The sequence below is a fragment of the Stenotrophomonas sp. PvP093 genome (assembly GCF_017876915.1).
GTDB lineage: Bacteria > Pseudomonadota > Gammaproteobacteria > Xanthomonadales > Xanthomonadaceae > Stenotrophomonas > Stenotrophomonas muris.
The window spans coordinates 403,711-419,812 of record NZ_JAGIOX010000001.1 but is presented as its reverse complement, the minus strand read 5'-3'; the positions used below and the strand labels follow the sequence as shown (position 1 = coordinate 419,812).

Here is a 16,102-nt window from a genome sequence, read left to right as displayed (position 1 = left end):
GAACGTCGGAATGATCGAAGTACGCATTTGTAGAGTCGAGCCATGCTCGACTGCTTTTGCCTGGCGATCAGGTGAAGGGGTCAGAGCCCGTTCCCGGTGGGAACGGGATCCGACCCCGATTCAGAACAACTGGCCCTGCACCGTGGGCTGTTCGAGGCGCGCCGGTGCTTCGGCCACCGCTTCCGCACCCAGCCGCCAGGCCAGGCCACCCAACCGGCTGGCGTGGCGTTTCAATGCGGCCTGCAGCACCTCTGCGCTGCCCGCCACATGCAGCACCTGGCGGGCGCGGGTGAGGCCGGTGTAGACCAGTTCGCGCGACAGCACGCGGCTGTCCTGGCGTGGCAGCTGCAACCACACTTCATCGAACTCCGAGCCCTGTGCCTTGTGCACGGTCATCGCAAAGGCGCTTTCGTGCGCGGGCAGTGCTGCGGGGTGGAAGGCGCGCGGCTGCTCGACGGTGTCGCCGGGGAACCAGGCCACCATCGCGCCGCTGCGGTCGCGCAGGCAGATGCCGATATCGCCGTTGAACAGGCGGTGCCGGTAGCTGTTCTCGGTCACCAGCAGCAGGCGGCCCTGGAAGTAGCCCGGGGTGTTGCCGGCCAGGAGTTGCTCGATACGGCTGTTGAGGCCACGCGCGCCCTGCGGGCCTTCGCGCAGCGCGGTCAGCACGCGCAGTCGCCCGGCCTGCTGCAGGGCAAGCACCGGATCGGCGGCGTCGGCCAACGCACGCCAATGGCCCAGCAGGTGCTCGCGCTGGCCGCGCAGCGGGTCTGCCTCACCTTCATTGAAATGCACGCCTGCCAGTTCACCGCCGCGCAGCAGCTGCAAAGCGGCGACGGCGTCACCCTCGCGCACGGCATCTGCCAACGGGGCCAGCACCAGTGCATCGCTCTGCCGGTACCCTCGTTGCAGCTGCACGCGGCGGCCGGCGAAGGTGTTCGGTTCGGCCTGGGGCTGCAGCGTGGACGGCGCCAGCAATCCACGCAGCGCCTGCGCGTCATCGGCGCGGGTGCCGATGCCATCACCGCTGGCACGCAGGATCGCACTGAGTACGTCGCCGGCCTCCACCGACGGCAGCTGGTCGGGATCGCCGAGCAGGATCAGCCGCGTGCCGCTGGCGATCGCATCGACCAGCTTGGCCATCATCGGCAGATCGATCATCGAGGCTTCGTCGACCACCACCACGTCTACCGGCAGCGGATTGTCGGCGTGGTGGCGGAAGCGCGGCGAATCCGGGATCACGCCGAGCAGGCGATGCAGGGTGGTGCCGGAACTGGGCAGTGCCGCGCACAGCGCCGGGTCCACGCCGTGCTCCTGCAGGCGCTGCACGGCCAGCCGCAGGCTCTCGGCCATGCGTTCGGCGGCGCGCCCGGTGGGCGCGGCCAGCGCCACCTCGGGCAGCGGCTGGCCAGCGTGCCGGGCCTGTGCGGCCAGCAGCAGCAACAGCCGCGCGATGGTGGTGGTCTTGCCGGTGCCGGGACCGCCGGTGACCAGCGCCAGCGGATGGCGCAGGGTCACGCCGGCGGCGCGTGCCTGGTGATCCTCGCTGCCCAGTGCCTGCGGGAACAGCTGCGCGAACAACGGTGCCAGCGCGGCCATGTCCGGTGCCGGCAGCGGATGCCGGCCGATGCGCTGCAGCCCGGCCGCCAACTGCCGCTCGTACTCGCGATAGCGGCGCAGGTAGAGCAGGCCGTTCTCCAGCACCAGCGGCGCATCCTCGGCGATGGCATCGGCCTGCTCCGGCGTCGCTACCCAGGGCGATGCGCGCAGCTGCGCCAGCCAGTCCTGCGCGGCAGGCCACTCGGGCACGCCGTCCAGCAACCGCTGCGGCTGTGCCGGATCAAACCCGGCGTGGCCCTGCGACACCGCCAGCGAGGCGAGCGCGGCCGCCAGCGCCACACTGTCCGGCGTGTCGTCGCGCAACCGCTGCAGGCTGGTCGCCAACGCGTGATCGAGGGTGCGCAGCAGGCCCTTCTGGTGCAGTTCCTTCAGCAGGCTCATGCGCTGGCCCCACGGGCACGTGCGGCCAGTTCGGCCTGGGCCTGTTCGCCACCTGCGAACAGTGCGTCGAGTGCATCCACCAGCGCGAACGGGAAGCGGTCCACATGCACGCCGTTGCCGGCAGCATCCAGGCCGCGGCAGAACAGGTAGCGGATGCCCCCCATGTCGCGCTCGTAATCGTAGGCCGCGCCCAGACGGAAGCGCAGCCAGCGATGCAGGGCCACGGTATAGATCAGCGCCTGCAGGTCGTACTCGCTGTGGCGCATGGCAATGGCCAGCAGGTCCGGACTGTAGCCGGGCAGCCGGTTGGATTTGTAGTCGAGCACGTACCAGCGCCCGTCGCGCACGTAGGTCAGGTCGATCATGCCGGTCATCAGCCCTTCCAGGCGGCGGCGCTGGCCGAAGCCGCGACGCGCACTGGAAACCCCATGTGCATGCAGCAGCTGCAACAGCGCCGGTACCGTGGTCGGTTCGATGGCGAAATGGAAGTCGATTTCCGCGCGCCGCTCGCCTTCGCCCAGGCTGTGCAGCGCACCGCCCTCGGGCAGTGGCACGGTGAGCGTGTGGCCGACCAACGGCACCAGCACCGCCACGCCATCGTCCAGGTCGACGTCGGCATAGCCTTCATCGTGCAGCGCCTTGCGCAGCACCTCGGCCTGGCCCTCGGGCGCTTCCAGGCCCGGCTGCCAGCCCCCCCACGCAGCGAAGTCGACGTTCTCCATCGCCTCGTGCAGCACGTTGCCGAAGCGGCTGCCCATGAAGCGCGGGTCGACCGGCGGGCTGTCTTCGACGGCGGCGGGTTCCGGCAGCGCGGGCTCCAGCGGCAGTTCCGGGCCCGCGGGTTCGTCGGCGGCGGGCGCCGGCAGCTCGGTGGCGGCGGCTTCAATATCACTGCCAGCGCCCGCGTCGGCATGCGCCAGCTGGGTGAAGCTGTATACCCACCAGTCGTGCGGCACGCGCCGGGTCAGTGCACGCACTGCCGGAAGATCCCCTTCCACTTCGGCCGCCAGCTGCGGCAGCGCGGCCACTGTCTCACTGTCATCGATGTGCACGTCGCCGTGCGCGCGCAGCGCCTGCAGGTCGCCCAGCAGCGGCGCCAGGCGCGTCTTGCCAAGCCCGGCCAGATCACCCACGGCGATCCACAGCGCATGCTCGGCGCGGGTCAGTCCCACATACAGCAGGCGCGCATCCTCGGCCCGCTGCTCACGCTCGCGCTGTGTGCTGGCCGCTTCCCAGGCCTCGTCCCTGTCCAGCTTCCAGTGCAGCTGGCGCTGGCCATCGACGTGCACGGTGCAGTGCGAGGCGGTGTTCGGTGCGCCGCCGTCGATGCCGACGAAGGGCAGGAACACCAGCGGATACTCCAGGCCCTTGCTCTTGTGCAGGGTGATGATCTGCACGCGGCGTGCATCCGATTCCAGGCGCAGCAACTGCTGCTCGTCATCCTGGTCGGCGCTGGCCATCTGCCCCTGCAGCCAGTCCAGCAGGCCATGCATGCCCAGCGCCTGCGCCGAGGCTTCCTGCAGCAGTTCGCCCAGTTGCAGGTAGTTGGTCAGGCGGCGCTCGCCGTCGATCAGCGCCAGCAGGCGTTCGCCGTGCGCGGCACAGACATCGGCGATCACCGCGAACGGACCACCGCGCTGCCAGCGCTCGCGCCAGTGCAGCAGCTGCGCCTGGAACCCGCGCTGCAGGTCGCCCTCGCGCTCCATCGCCGCGATCGCACTGGCCCGCTGGCCCAGCAACACCGTGGCCAGCGCTGCACGCAGGCGGCCTTCGTCTGCCGGTTGCAGCAGCGCCAGCAGCAACGCGCGCAGATCACGTGCCTCACTGGTGGCGAACAGGCTCTGCTTGCCCGCCGCCACTGCGGGTATGCCAACCGCAGCCAGCGCGCGCTGCACCAGCGTGGCCTCGCGATGCGAGCGCACCAGCACCGCGATATCACCAGGCTGCACCGGGCGCCCACGCAACACCGCTTTGCCCGCACGCGCCTCGACCAGGGCCTGGTGGATCGCAGCGACGCAGGCCTGGGTCGCTGCCTCACGCGAGGCATCGGCACTCATCGCCTTGTCACCCCCGCTGCGCAGCACGCGCAGGGTGAGTGCCTTGGCGGCGTGGCCGTCGTGCAGATAGTCCTCATCGGTGCGCACGCCACCGGGACGCACCCGCTCGAACTGGATGTCAGGCTCGAGGAAGGCGTCCTCACCCCCGTTGTCGTACAGCGCCTGCAACGCGCGCAGCACTGACGGTCGCGAGCGGAAGTTCTGGTCCAGCACCGGCGCCTGCTGCGCCACCTGCTTGGCCTTCAGGTAGGTGTGGATGTCGCCGCCGCGGAACCCGTAGATCGCCTGCTTGGGATCGCCGATCAGGAACAGCGCCGGTGCCAGGCCGAGTTCGCGCACCTCCGGCGAATCGCCGAACACGGTGTGGAAGATGTTCCACTGGCGATCATCGGTGTCCTGGAACTCATCGACCAGCGCGATGCGGTACTGCGCGCGCAGCTGCCTTACCAGCGGCAGCCGCTGCGGGCCTTCCAGGGCCAGTGCCACGCCATCGATCAGATCGTCGTAGGTCTGCACCCGGCGCGTGCGCTTCAGCGCCTGCAGGCGCTGCATGGCTTCGGCGCGAAGCGCGTGCAGGAAATTCAGCGCGGTACCACGCAGCCAGGCATCGCGTTCGGCCAGCAGCGCGACATAGCGCGCCAATGGCACCTGCACTGGCGACGACGGCGTGCGGTCGGGGAACTTCTTGTTGGTCTTGTCGGCCAGCACCTCCGGCAGCAGTGCCGGCAGGCGCTCGCTGGCCAGCAGCTCGCGCGGGTCGCCGCGCTCGGCCCAGGCCAGCAGCTGCCGGCCCAGCGAGTGCAGCCAACCCAGCTTGTAGGACACCCCGTTGATCCACTTGTTGTCGACGGCATCGCAGAGGTCGATGAAGAACTGCTCGCCATGCCCGCGCAGCGCCTGCTGCAGTTCGGTGGCGGCGGCCTGCAAAGCCGGCTGTGGATCGGCCAGCGCCACCGGCCGCGGCAACGGGTGCAGAGGCGGCGCAGCCAGCAACGCGCGCAGATCGGTGGCCAGCGCGTCCGGGTTGGACCACAGCCAGGTCAGCGGCTCCAGCGTGGCCGCGTCGTTGGCATGCACCCGCCACAGATCGGCCGCCAGTTCCTCCAACAGCTCACGGTCGCTGGCCAGTAGTTCCGGCGGATCGAAGGTATGGCCGCTCTCCAGCGCATGCTCGCGCAGCACGCGGGTGCAGAAGCCGTGGATGGTGAAGATCGACGCCAGGTCGATCTCATCGGCGGCCACCTGCAGGCGGCGCTTCAGTGCGGCGGCGCTCTCGGTGCCCCCCTGCAGATGGCGCTGCAGCACCTGGCGGGTCAGCCTCGTGTCCGGTGCTTCGCCCTCGGCCGGTTCCAGATCGACCAGGCGCGCGGCCAGCGACAGGCGCTCGCGGATGCGCTTGCGCAGTTCCTGGGTGGCGGCATCGGTGAAGGTCACCGCCAGGATCTGGCCGATGCGCAGGCCCTGCTCCACCACCAGGCGGGTGAACAGCGTGGCCAGGGTGAAGGTCTTGCCGGTACCGGCGCTGGCCTCGATCAGGCGGATACCATCCAGCGGCAGGGCCAGATAGGGATCGCCCGCCATGCGCTGGGAGTCCTCATCGACGATGGCGGTGCTCATGTGCTGCCCTCCTGGCGTGCATCGGCGTCAAGGGTGCGGCCTTCGCGCACCGCGCTGAAGACCACCTGGCTGTTGCGCAGCAGATCGGCATAGCCGGCGTCGGTGGCAAATGGATCGGCACCGCGCAGCAGCAGCTGCCAGGCGTCGCTGCTGGATTCACCCCAACTGCGGTCGCTGCCGTGCCACTGCTTCCAGCCTTCGCTGCGCTGCTTTTCGGCCGGCGCGTTGTACAGCACCCAGCCGGTGTAGGGGGCAAAGCGCAGCGGTTCACGCAGTCCGCGTTGGCGCAACTGCAGCAATGCGCGCAATGCCGCGCGTGCAGCAGGAGCGCTCAGTGCCGGTAGTACATGCGGGCCGGGACCGGCGTCCCCGCCATCATGGAACTGCACCAGCGGCAGGGCATCGCCGGCAGCGTTGGCCAGCAGCCAATCCAGGCCCTGGCGGATCACCGCAGTGCCATTGAGGGTGCCAGCGCGCAGGCGCACCAGCCCGTCGGGGTGTCGATCGGCCACACGGCCATGCAGGCGCACGCCATCGATCTCCACTTCATAGCGGCGGCTTTCCAGCGGCTCGCCCCGCATCCAGCCCAGCAATGCACTGGCATACGGGCGGGTCTTCAACTGCTCCACCTCGAACTGGCGCTCGCCCAGGGGGCCCGACGGCAGCAGGCCACGCGCGCGCAGCCGCGGATACAACGGCTCGGTATCGCCACTGAGCGTGGCGCGTACCACCGCCGCCTGCACGCTGCGCTTTTCCGGCCCGCGCGAGGACAGCACCAGCGGTTCCAGGTCATCGACCTCCTCGACATCGTCGGCCAGGCGCAGGCCCAGCGACTGCGCCAGGAACTGCCCGGCCGGATCGCACAGGAAGCGGCGCAGGGTATCGAGTGCAACGTCGTCTTCCACCGCATCGTCGAGCGGCGGCAACGCGGCATCGAACCACGGCTGCAGGCCTCCGCGCGCGCCGGTGAGGCGACCGGCGGCCGGATGCCATTGGCGGCGATAGCTGAAGCGGCGTGGATCACCGTCACCGAACGCCGCCGGGGAGAACGGCTGCAATGCGTGGCGCACGGTGAAGTCGCGGACCGCCGCAGGCGGATCGAGGTGATACGCAGCGGCGGCATCGATCAGTTCACTGACCAGCACCGATGGCTCACGCGCGCTGCCATCGCGCGGATCGGCACCGAGGTAGCTCAGGTAGAACACCTCCTGCGCGGCGGCGAACAGCTGCAGGAACAGGAAGCGGTCGTCTTCGCGGGTGGAGCGGTCGCCGGGCCGGCGGCGCGGCGTGTCCAGCTCGGCAGTAAGCTGGTTGAGACCGGCAGCCGGGTCACGGCGCGGGAAATCGCCATCATTGAGACCGAGCACGCAGATCACCCGGAACGGCAGCAGGCGCATCGGCACCATGCGGCCAAAGCTGATGCCACCGGTCAGCAGCGGCGCGCGCGTATCGGCCTCGCCCAGTGCTCCGGCGAAGTGCGCGCGCACGACCTCCGGCGGCACCCCGTCCGTGAAGCCGGCCTTGGCGGCATCATCGGCGAACTGGTTGAGCAGCTTGCGCAGGCGCTCCAGGGCACGCTGGCTGTTGGGCGAACTGGGCGCAGTCGGCAGCAGCGCGTCCAGCAGCGACAGCAGGCGTTGCCGCCACTGCGCCGGCGTCAGCAGTTCGCCGAGGCGGCGCTGGTAGACCGCCAACACGCGCAACAGGCGCAGCAGCCGGTCCAGGGCGTCCAATGCGCCGCCCTCCAGCTCGATCCACGGGGCAACACCGGCCAGGTCGGCCTCGCTGCCGGTGGCATGACCGAGCACCAGGCGATCCAGCGCGAACTGCCAGGTGTAGGCGTCGTCGGCCGGGGCCTGGTGCTGGTTGCGGTGCTTCGCATCCAGGCCCCAGCGTGCGCCAGCCTGCTGCAGCCAGCCATGCAGGCGATCAAAGTCCACCGCCTCCAGCCCGGCCGCTTCGGCCAGCGGCGCGCTGGCCAGCAGGTCCAGCACTTCGTTCAGGCCGAAACGCGAGACCGGCAGGCCCAGCAGGTGCACGAACACGTCGGCCAGTGGCTCGCCGGCGAGCGGACTGCTGTCGGCCAGCGCATAGGGAATGTGCTCGTCCTCGCCCCCACGGCCGCCGAACACGGCTTCCAGATACGGCACATAGGGGTCGATGTCCGGTGCAAGCACGGCGATCTCCCGCGCCTGCAGCGGCGGGTCGAAGCGCGGGTCCTGCAGCAGGCTGCGCAGCTGGTCGTGCAGCACCTGCAGTTCGCGCAGGCGGGTATGGCAGGCATGCACCTGCAGGCTGGGATCGTCGCTGCGCAGCCCGTCGCGCAGCTCGCCCGAGGGCAGCGCACGGCGGTGGAACAGATCGCGCTGCAGGCGATGCAGCAGGCTGTCGGACAGTCCACCTTCGGCCAGCGTCGGCCGGGTGTCGTCCTCCGGATCCGAATACGCGGCAATCTCGCCGGCCGGGTGCACCACCTCGTAACTGCCCAGCACCGCCATGAAATCGCGCCCGGCCGCGCCCCAGGCTTCCAGCAGGCGGTTCTCACCGGCCGCTTCACCGAAGGGATCGGGCGCGCCGCTGCGCAGGCGCTCGGCCAGCGTCTGCAGGTCACCCCAGTACGACTGCACCGGCGTGGGCATATAGAAGTGCAGCTCGCCCACCCGCGCCTGGGTGGCCATCACCCGCAGCACATCGGGCGAGATGTTGAGCGTCGCGAACGCGGACATGCGTGGTGGCAGGCCCTGCGGCAACGGCTGGCCGGCGCCCTCGAAGCGGTCCAGGTAAGCCTGGATGCGGCGCGCGCGGTAGTCGTGGCCAGCGGCGATGCTGCGCCAGAGGATGGCCTGCGGGTCGGCCGGGTCGGCGCCGGCCTCCCAGCGCAGCAGCCAGTCGCGGCGCCAGGCCTGGTACTTCTCGAACACCGACGCCAGTTCACCGGCCAACGCCCACGGCTTCAATGCATCGCTACCGGCAAGATAGGACTGCAGCGCGCGCATCGGTGGCTGCGCCAGCAACGCCGGGTCGCGCAGTGCCTGGTACACCTTCCAGTGCAGGCCGGCCGCGTCCAGGTCGTCGCGTTCGCCGGGCACATTGGCGTTGAGTGCACGGGCAACGAACTCGCCCGGGGTCAGGAACTCAAGATTGGCGGCCACGCCATATTCGGCAGCGAGTGTTGCTTGCAGCCAACGCCGCATCGCCACCTGCGGAATCAGCACCACCTCCGGCGCCAGCAGCGGCTGACCCGCAACCGGCGCACGCACGTTGCGCGCCAGCAGCGCGGCCAGCACGTCCAGGGAGTTGGAATGGTAGAGGCGGAAATCGCTGCCCGGGTCACTCATCATGCACAGTGTGCAGCACGGCAGGCAGTATTCAATGGCCGGCCCATCGCCGGTACGGATTGTTCCGGGCTGCCGGCCGATTATCCCGGCCTGGCAGGGATCTTGCCGTGCCACAATACTGGACCGTCCAGTCTGCTTATGTTCAGCCGACGGGCCCGATCCTTCGATGTCTAAAAAACGTTAATGGTGCCCATGTCGGCTTCCACCTCCAGTCTGGTGCAGTTATCCAACGTCCGCATCGACCGGAGCGGGCGCACGATCCTGCGCGACGTGTCGCTGCAGGTGCCCAAAGGCAGCATCACGGCCGTGCTGGGTCCGTCCGGCAGCGGCAAGTCGACCCTGCTGGCGGCACTGACCGGCGAACTGCGCCCGGTGGCTGGCGAGGTCACCCTGTTCGGCAAGCCGATTCCGCAGGACAGCGGCGCGCTGCTGGAAATGCGCAAGAGTGTGGGGGTACTGCTGCAGGGCAACGGCCTGCTGACCGACCTCACTGTGGCCGAAAACGTCGCGCTGCCGCTGCGCACGCATACCCGCCTGCCGACCGCCGTGCTGCGCCGCCTTGTGGAAATGAAGCTGCATGCGGTGGGCCTGCTGGCCGCTGCCGATGCCTGGCCGCGCGAGCTGTCCGGTGGCATGGCGCGCCGCGTCGCACTGGCCCGCGCGCTGGCGCTGGACCCGCCGCTGATGATCTACGACGAGCCACTGACCGGGCTGGACCCGATCGCCTCTGGCGTGATCATGAGCCTGATCCAGCGCCTCAACCACAGCCTGGGCCTGACCAGCATCATCGTCAGCCACCACGTGCACGAGACCCTGCCGATCTGCGACCAGGTGATCGCCATCGCCAATGGCGGCATCGTGTTCCAGGGCACGCCCGAGGCGCTGCAGTCCAGCCAGGACCCGTTGCTGCGGCAGTTCCTGCACGGCCAGCCTGATGGCCCCATCCCGTTCGATGCCGCACCGCGCGCGAGGGTCGCCTGATGCCGTTCGTCCAAGCCACCCGCTCGCTCGGCCGCGCCGGCCTGTTCTCGCTGACCGTGCTGCGTGGTTCGCTGCCGACCCGTGATTTCCTGGCCGAACTGACCCGCGAGATCTACAAGATCGGCGCGCGCTCGCTGCCGATCATCGCCGTCGGTGGCGCCTTCGTCGGCCTGGTGCTGACGCTGCAGGGCTACCGCACGCTGACCACCTTCGGTGCGGCCGACGCGCTGTCGACCCTGCTCGGCCTGTCGCTGTACCGCGAACTGGCACCGGTGCTGACCGCGCTGCTGTTCATCGGCCGCGCCGGCAGCTCGATCGCCGCCGAACTGGGCCTGATGCGCGCCACCGACCAGATCAAGGCACTGGAGCTGATGGCGATCGACCCGGTGGCCAAGGCCGTGGCGCCGCGCTTCTGGGCGGCGGTGCTGACCGTGCCCCTGCTGACCGGCATCTTCTGTTCGCTGGCGATCAGTGCCAGCTACTTCGAAGCGGTACACGTGCTGGGCCTGGACAATGGCGTGTTCTGGTCGGCGCTGCGCAACAGCGTCGATTTCTGGGATGACTTCGGCGTGGCGATGCTGAAGTCGGCGATCTTCGGCGGCACCGCCGCGCTGGTCGCCGCCTACGTTGGTTTCCACGCCGAGCCGACCATCGAGGGCACCTCGGTGGCGACCACCCGTGCGGTGGTCAACGCCTCGCTGCTGGTACTGATGTTCAACTTCGTGCTGTCGGCAATGTTGTTCACCTAACCCCTCCACCGGCGGTGCGCAGGCGCGCGCGGCCACCACGACTCGATCAGGTAATCCACATGGCCATCCGCGGTCCCAGACTCGAATTCTCCGTCGGCGCCTTCCTGCTGCTGGCCCTGGCCTCGCTGATGGTGCTGGCCGTGGCCTCGACCAACCAGCGCTGGAGCTGGGGCAGCCAGGGCTACGAGCTGAAGGCGCGTTTCTCCCAGGTCGGCCAGCTGCGCAAGCAGGCGCCGGTGAAGATCGGCGGCGTCACCGTCGGCCAGGTCGCCTCGATCGACCTGGATCCGGTGAAGTTCGAATCCATCGTGACCCTGCGCATGGACAGCAAGGTCAAGGACCTGCCGGCGGACACCTCGGCCGGCATCTTCACCAGTGGTTTGCTCGGCGAGAGCTATATCGGTCTGCAGCCGGGCGGTGACCCGGACGTGCTCAAGGCCGGTGACGAGATCGTCTTCACCCAGCCGGCGGTGGACCTGATCCAGCTGGTCGGCAAGTACATGTTCAGTGGCGGCGCCGGTGGTGGCGCAGGCCAGAAGCCCAACGATGGCGCGCAGGCGCCTGCAACGGAACCGCAACCATGAAGATGAAACTGATCCCGGCCCTGCTCGCCTCGGCGCTGCTGGCGGCTACTCCATTCCTCGCCCAGGCCCAGGCCACCGCTCCCGCCCCCGCCGCTGCCGCGGCGCAGGGCCAGGCCGGCAAGGTGGTGATCGATGCCAGCACGCGCATCCTCACCACCCTGCAGCAGCGCCGCAGCGAGTTCAGCAGCAACCCGGCCAGCCTGCGCAGCTACATCGACAGCGAACTGAACCGCACCTTCGATCGCGACTATGCCGCGCGCCTGGTGCTGGGCCCGCATGCCCGCGGCGCCTCGGATGCCGACATCAAGCTGTTCGCCGATGCCATGGCCGACAGCCTGATGCAGCGCTACGGTTCGACCCTGCTCAACATCCAGGGCAAGCCGAGCTTCCGCCTGAAGGGTGAAAGCCCGCTGCCGGGCAACCGTGGTGTGCGCGTGAGCACCGAACTGGTGCGCGCCGGCAACGAACCGACCCCGGTCGAATACTGGATGCGCAACGTGAACGGCCAGTGGAAGATCTTCGACGTCAACATCGAAGGCATCTCCTACGTGCAGACCTTCCGCAACCAGTTCGATACCCCGCTGCGCCAGAAGGGCATCAAGCAGGTGGCCAGCGAGCTGCACAGCGGCAGCATGCAGGCCGGGCCCGCGGGCAATGGCAAGTAACGCACTTGCGCTGCTGGAAGGCGACACCCTGCGCCTGCGCGGGGTGCTTGACCGTGCCGCGGTGATCGCACTGTGGCCGCAGCTGCAGGCCCTGCCGGCCAAGCTGGCGCGGCTGGAGCTGGGTGAGGTCGAGCGCGTGGACAGCGCCGGCCTGGCGCTGCTGGCCGAGCTGGCGGCCCGTGCACGCAAGGCGGGCCATGCGCTAGCCATTTCCGGCGCGCCCGCCGGCTTCAACGAGCTGAGCGCAGCCTACCGGCTGTCGCCCGACCTGGATTTCAACGCTACTTCTGCTGCGAGCTGACATGAACGTCGTACGCACTTTCCCCCTGATCCTCCTGGCCACCGCCCTGACCGCCTGTGCCGGCAAGCCCGCGCGCAGCGATGCACCGGTCGCCAGCACCGTGGTTGCGCCCGGCCCTGCTGCTCCGGCCGCAACGGCCGATACCGGCGGGGTCGACGCTGCTCCGGTCGCCTCCGTGGCCAACCCTGCCGCGCCCACCGCTTCAGCGCCGACGGCTGCGCCGCAGGGCGCAGAGGCCAGGCCACCGAAGGCCGCAGCGTCCACCGCCGCCGCCGGCGACGATGATTTCGACGCCCTCTATGGTGGTACCGGCAACACCGGCAACGCGGCGGCCTACGATCCGTGGGAACCGTTCAACCGCAAGGTGCACACCTTCAACAATGCGGTCGACCGCGGCGTGGCGCGCCCGCTGGCCACCGCCTATACCCATGTGGTGCCGCGCTTCGCGCGCACCGGCGTCAGCAACTTCTTCAGCAACCTGCGTGCGCCGGTGACCATCACCAACCAGTTGCTGCAGGGCCGTGGTGCCGATGCGTGGGACAGCCTCGGCCGCTTCCTGATGAACAGCACGCTGGGCATCGGTGGCCTGTTCGATCCAGCCAGCAAGGCGATGGTGCCGCGTCGCAATGAAGACTTCGGCCAGACCCTGGGTGCCTGGGGCTGGCGTCGTTCGCGCTACGTGGAACTGCCGTTCTTCGGCCCGCGTACCGTACGCGACGTGTTCGGCCTGGCCGGTGACATCCCGTTGTCGCCGATCCGGCGCGTCGAGGAAGACAAGATCCGCATCGGCCTGCAGGGCCTGCAGCTGGTCGACACCCGCGCACAGCTGCTGGCGATCGACGATCTGCGCGACACCGCAGTGGACGAATACGCCCTGGTCCGCGATGCCTGGATGCAGCGCCGCAACTACCAGATCGAGAACGATCTGCGCAGCAAGCGCGACCGCGGCCATGACGATGCCAATTCGCCGATCCCGGTCGATGCGATGCCGATGCCGCAGTGGACCCACTGAGGCCGCGCGACGGTGCATGAAAAACCCCGCCTCGGCGGGGTTTTTCTTTTCCGGTGGGTGCCAACCCTGGGTTGGCACGCCGTGCTCAGGCCGCCAGCGCGGCCTCGATGGCCTCGCGCAGGCGCGCGTCATCGGCGGCCACGTCCGGGGCAAAGCGTGCGACGACCTTGCCATCACGGCCGACCAGGAACTTCTCGAAGTTCCACAGCACCGCCGGTGCCGGATGGATCGGGATCTCCTTGCTGGCCAGGCGCTCACGCAGCGGGCCTTCGCCGATCGACTGCGGCTGCGCGGCGGTCAGCTGCTGGTACAGCGGGTGGGTGTCCTCGCCAGCCACGCTGATCTTGGAGAACATCGGGAAACTGACATCGTAGGTGAGCTGGCAGAACTGCTGGATCTCGGCCTCGCTGCCCGGCTCCTGGCCAAGGAAGTTGTTGGCGGGGAAGCCCAGCACTTCCAGGCCCTGCGCGTGCTTTTCCGCATACAGCGCCTGCAGGCCTTCGTACTGCGGGGTCAGGCCGCACTTGGAGGCGACGTTGACCAGCAGCAGCACCTTGCCCTGGTAGTCGGCAAGCGAGGACGGCTGGCCGTCGATGGTGGTGAGGGGAATGTCCTGGATCGGGGTGCTCACGCGGGGGCTCCGGCTACGGCGGGGAATGGCCCACCAGCATAGCGCCGCGCGCGCTGTTGTAGAGCCGAGCCCATGCTCGGCTGATGGCATGGCAGCCGAGCGTGGGCTCGGCTCTACAGGCAGGATTCAGTCCACGCAGATCGTGCCCTGCGCCTTGCCATCATCGATGCGCTGGCGGCACCCGAAGTTCTGGCGCACATCACGCTGGCAGGTACCGGTGGCGGCACTGCCGGCGGCCACCTCGGCTCCGGCCAGGCACTGGCCCGTGCAGTCGCTCTTGCGGCTGCAGGCCTTGCCGGCGTCGGCATAGGGAATCACGCACTGCTCGCGCTGCAGGCGGCCGAGCCGCTGCAGCGTGCCGCCAGCGGCCTGGCAGTCGACGTCACGTGCTTCGCGGTAGGCCTCGCTGGCTTCCGGCGCAGGAGCGGCCGCAGTCGTGTCGGCGACCGGGGGCGTGCTGCTGCATGCAGCCAGCAACGCTGCCAGGACAAGAACGGCACAGGAGCGCAAGCGCATGTCGATACCCGCCACGGACTCAGGGTGCCCAGCATAGCCAGGCGCAGGTGCACGGGACGTGTCAACCCGCATTGCCGTCCTCGTCGTCCTCCGGCGCGCCCAGCTGCTGCATCGGGTCCGGGGTCAGCTCCGGGGGCAGCGCGCGCTTGGCCTTGCTGCCCAGTTCGGCAAGCCGACGGGCGCGGCTGATGGCCGACTGCGGCGAATCGATCAGGCGATTGCGCGCATCGGCGTAGGCCTTGCCGGCATCGTCCAGCTTCTTGCCCATGGCGGTGAAGTCCTGCAGGAACCCGGTCAGGGCGTCCAGCACCAGACCGCCGGCCTCGCTGATCTTCAGCGCCTGCTTCTGCACCTTGTCGCGCGTCCACAGGCGCTCGGCCACGCGCAGCAGCGCCATCAGGGTGTTGGGCGAGGCGAACACCACGCGGTTGTCGAAGGCGAACGCCTGCAGGCTGCCATCGGCGCCCAGTGCGGCTGACAAGGCACCCTCGATGGGAACGAAGGCGATGGTGATGTCCAGCGTCTCGCTGCCCAACGCCTTCGGATAATTCTTCTCGCCCAGGTCCTTAACGTGCTGGCGCAGCGCAACCGCGTGCCTGCGCAACGCGTCTTCCGACTGCTCCGGGGTAGTGGCATTCATGGCTTCCTGCCAGGCGATCAGGTTCACCTTGCTGTCGATCACCACGCTGCGTTCGTCGGGGAACTGCACCACCACGTCCGGTCGCAGGCGCGCACCTTCGTCATCCACGGCATGCTTCTGACGCTGGTAGTGCACGCCCTCTTCCAGCCCCGATCCGCGCAGTACGTTGTCGAGCATCAGCTCGCCCCAGTCGCCGCGGACCTTGGCATTGCCCTTCAGCGCATTCGTCAGCGCCGATGCCTGCGCCGCCATGTCCTGGTTGAGCGTCTTCAGTTCGCCCACCGCACCCAGCAGGCTGGCGCGTTGCCGCGCTTCCTCGCCATACAGCGTATCGACGCGGGTGCGGAAATCGCCCAGCTTGTCGGCGAACGGCTTGAGCAGCCCCTCGATGTCCGCGCGTGACTGCACTGTCGCCTGCCGCACGTTCTTCTCGAACTGCTGTCCGCGTTCGTCGAACACCTTGCCCGCCAGTTCGGCGAAGGCGCCCGACAGCTTTTCCTTGGCGGTATCAAGATAGCTGCGCAGTTCGGCACTGGCCCGTTCGGAGTGCTGCAGATTGGCCACCGCGCGGGCATGTTCACCGTGCAACTGCTGGTAGCGCTGCTGCGCCTGCTGCAACTCGCTGCTGGTCTCCGCAACGGCAGCGCGCGCCTGCGCCAGGGCCGCTTCACGTTCGGCCAGCTGTGCTTCGCGACTGGCCGACAGCGCTGCTTCGCGCTCCACCCGGGCGGTCAGCGTAGTGACGGCCTGTGCGTGCTGCTGGCTGCGGCTCCGTTCGTTCTCCAGTTCAGCGCTCAGCGCATCGAGGCGGCCGCGCAGCTGGCCGGCATCGACCAGGGCGAGGCGATGCTGTTCGCGTTCGCTGTCCAGCAGCCGCTGCAGTTCGTCGGAGGGTGCACCGCCAGCACTGCGACGCCACAGCAGCACCAGCGCGACCAGGGTCGCCAGCAGCAGGACCACTGCCAGGATCATGAGGACTTCGATATTCATGCGATCAGTTTAGCCCCGCT

At 69.0% G+C, this 16,102-nt stretch carries 11 protein-coding genes and 1 pseudogene; 6 read left to right on the top strand and 6 right to left on the bottom strand.

The features are described from left to right. Nucleotides 1-120: 120 nt before the first annotated feature. The 3 genes from recD to recC are packed head-to-tail and all read right to left on the bottom strand — an operon-like array spanning nucleotide 121 to nucleotide 9,016. On the bottom strand, nucleotides 121-2,001 hold the full coding sequence (gene recD / locus J3A72_RS01910) for an exodeoxyribonuclease V subunit alpha (protein ID WP_049442554.1): 1,881 nt from the start codon (nucleotides 1,999-2,001) through the stop codon (nucleotides 121-123). After that, nucleotides 1,998-5,675, bottom strand: a complete 3,678-nt coding sequence (gene recB, locus J3A72_RS01905; RefSeq protein ID WP_075075957.1) for an exodeoxyribonuclease V subunit beta — start codon at nucleotides 5,673-5,675, stop codon at nucleotides 1,998-2,000. The genes recD and recB overlap by 4 nt, the downstream gene beginning before the upstream one ends. Then, on the bottom strand, nucleotides 5,672-9,016 hold the full coding sequence (gene recC, locus J3A72_RS01900) for an exodeoxyribonuclease V subunit gamma (protein ID WP_075075956.1): 3,345 nt from the start codon (nucleotides 9,014-9,016) through the stop codon (nucleotides 5,672-5,674). The genes recB and recC overlap by 4 nt, the downstream gene beginning before the upstream one ends. Before the next feature lie 189 nt (nucleotides 9,017-9,205). Here recC and J3A72_RS01895 point away from each other — a divergent pair, with 189 nt between their 5' ends. The 6 genes and pseudogenes from J3A72_RS01895 (at nucleotide 9,206) to J3A72_RS01870 (ending at nucleotide 13,305) form a co-directional block, all read left to right on the top strand. After that, nucleotides 9,206-9,994 (top strand): ATP-binding cassette domain-containing protein, encoded by a 789-nt coding sequence (locus J3A72_RS01895; protein WP_014648934.1) that lies wholly within the window; start codon nucleotides 9,206-9,208, stop codon nucleotides 9,992-9,994. Continuing rightward, a complete protein-coding gene (locus J3A72_RS01890) occupies nucleotides 9,994-10,743 on the top strand; it encodes an MlaE family lipid ABC transporter permease subunit (RefSeq protein WP_005414955.1) in 750 nt (249 codons plus the stop codon). The genes J3A72_RS01895 and J3A72_RS01890 overlap by 1 nt, the downstream gene beginning before the upstream one ends. Nucleotides 10,744-10,802: 59 nt before the next feature. After that, nucleotides 10,803-11,267: pseudogene (gene mlaD / locus J3A72_RS01885) on the top strand (outer membrane lipid asymmetry maintenance protein MlaD); the annotation flags it as partial. 56 nt (nucleotides 11,268-11,323) lie between these two features. Further along, the gene (locus J3A72_RS01880) at nucleotides 11,324-11,992 is read left to right on the top strand and encodes an ABC transporter substrate-binding protein (RefSeq protein ID WP_014648935.1); all 669 of its coding nucleotides are present in this window, start codon (nucleotides 11,324-11,326) and stop codon (nucleotides 11,990-11,992) included. Continuing rightward, the gene (locus J3A72_RS01875; RefSeq protein ID WP_014648936.1) at nucleotides 11,982-12,293 is read left to right on the top strand and encodes an STAS domain-containing protein; all 312 of its coding nucleotides are present in this window, start codon (nucleotides 11,982-11,984) and stop codon (nucleotides 12,291-12,293) included. Before J3A72_RS01880 ends, J3A72_RS01875 begins: the two co-directional genes overlap by 11 nt. Nucleotide 12,294: 1 nt before the next feature. Then, entirely contained in the window at nucleotides 12,295-13,305 is a 1,011-nt protein-coding gene (locus J3A72_RS01870) for a VacJ family lipoprotein (protein ID WP_053494824.1), read from the top strand. An 85-nt stretch (nucleotides 13,306-13,390) separates the two neighbouring features. Here J3A72_RS01870 and J3A72_RS01865 read toward each other — a convergent pair whose 3' ends face one another. From J3A72_RS01865 to rmuC, 3 genes are all read right to left on the bottom strand, one after another. Next, nucleotides 13,391-13,936 carry a glutathione peroxidase gene (locus J3A72_RS01865; RefSeq protein ID WP_014648938.1) on the bottom strand — a complete coding sequence of 182 codons (546 nt, stop codon included), beginning with the start codon at nucleotides 13,934-13,936 and terminating at the stop codon, nucleotides 13,391-13,393. Nucleotides 13,937-14,062: 126 nt separating this feature from the next. After that, nucleotides 14,063-14,452, bottom strand: coding sequence for a hypothetical protein (locus tag J3A72_RS01860; RefSeq protein ID WP_075075955.1), 390 nt, complete (start codon nucleotides 14,450-14,452; stop codon nucleotides 14,063-14,065). Between the two features lie 61 nt (nucleotides 14,453-14,513). After that, nucleotides 14,514-16,082, bottom strand: coding sequence for a DNA recombination protein RmuC (gene rmuC / locus J3A72_RS01855; protein WP_014648940.1), 1,569 nt, complete (start codon nucleotides 16,080-16,082; stop codon nucleotides 14,514-14,516). Nucleotides 16,083-16,102: the final 20 nt, after the last annotated feature.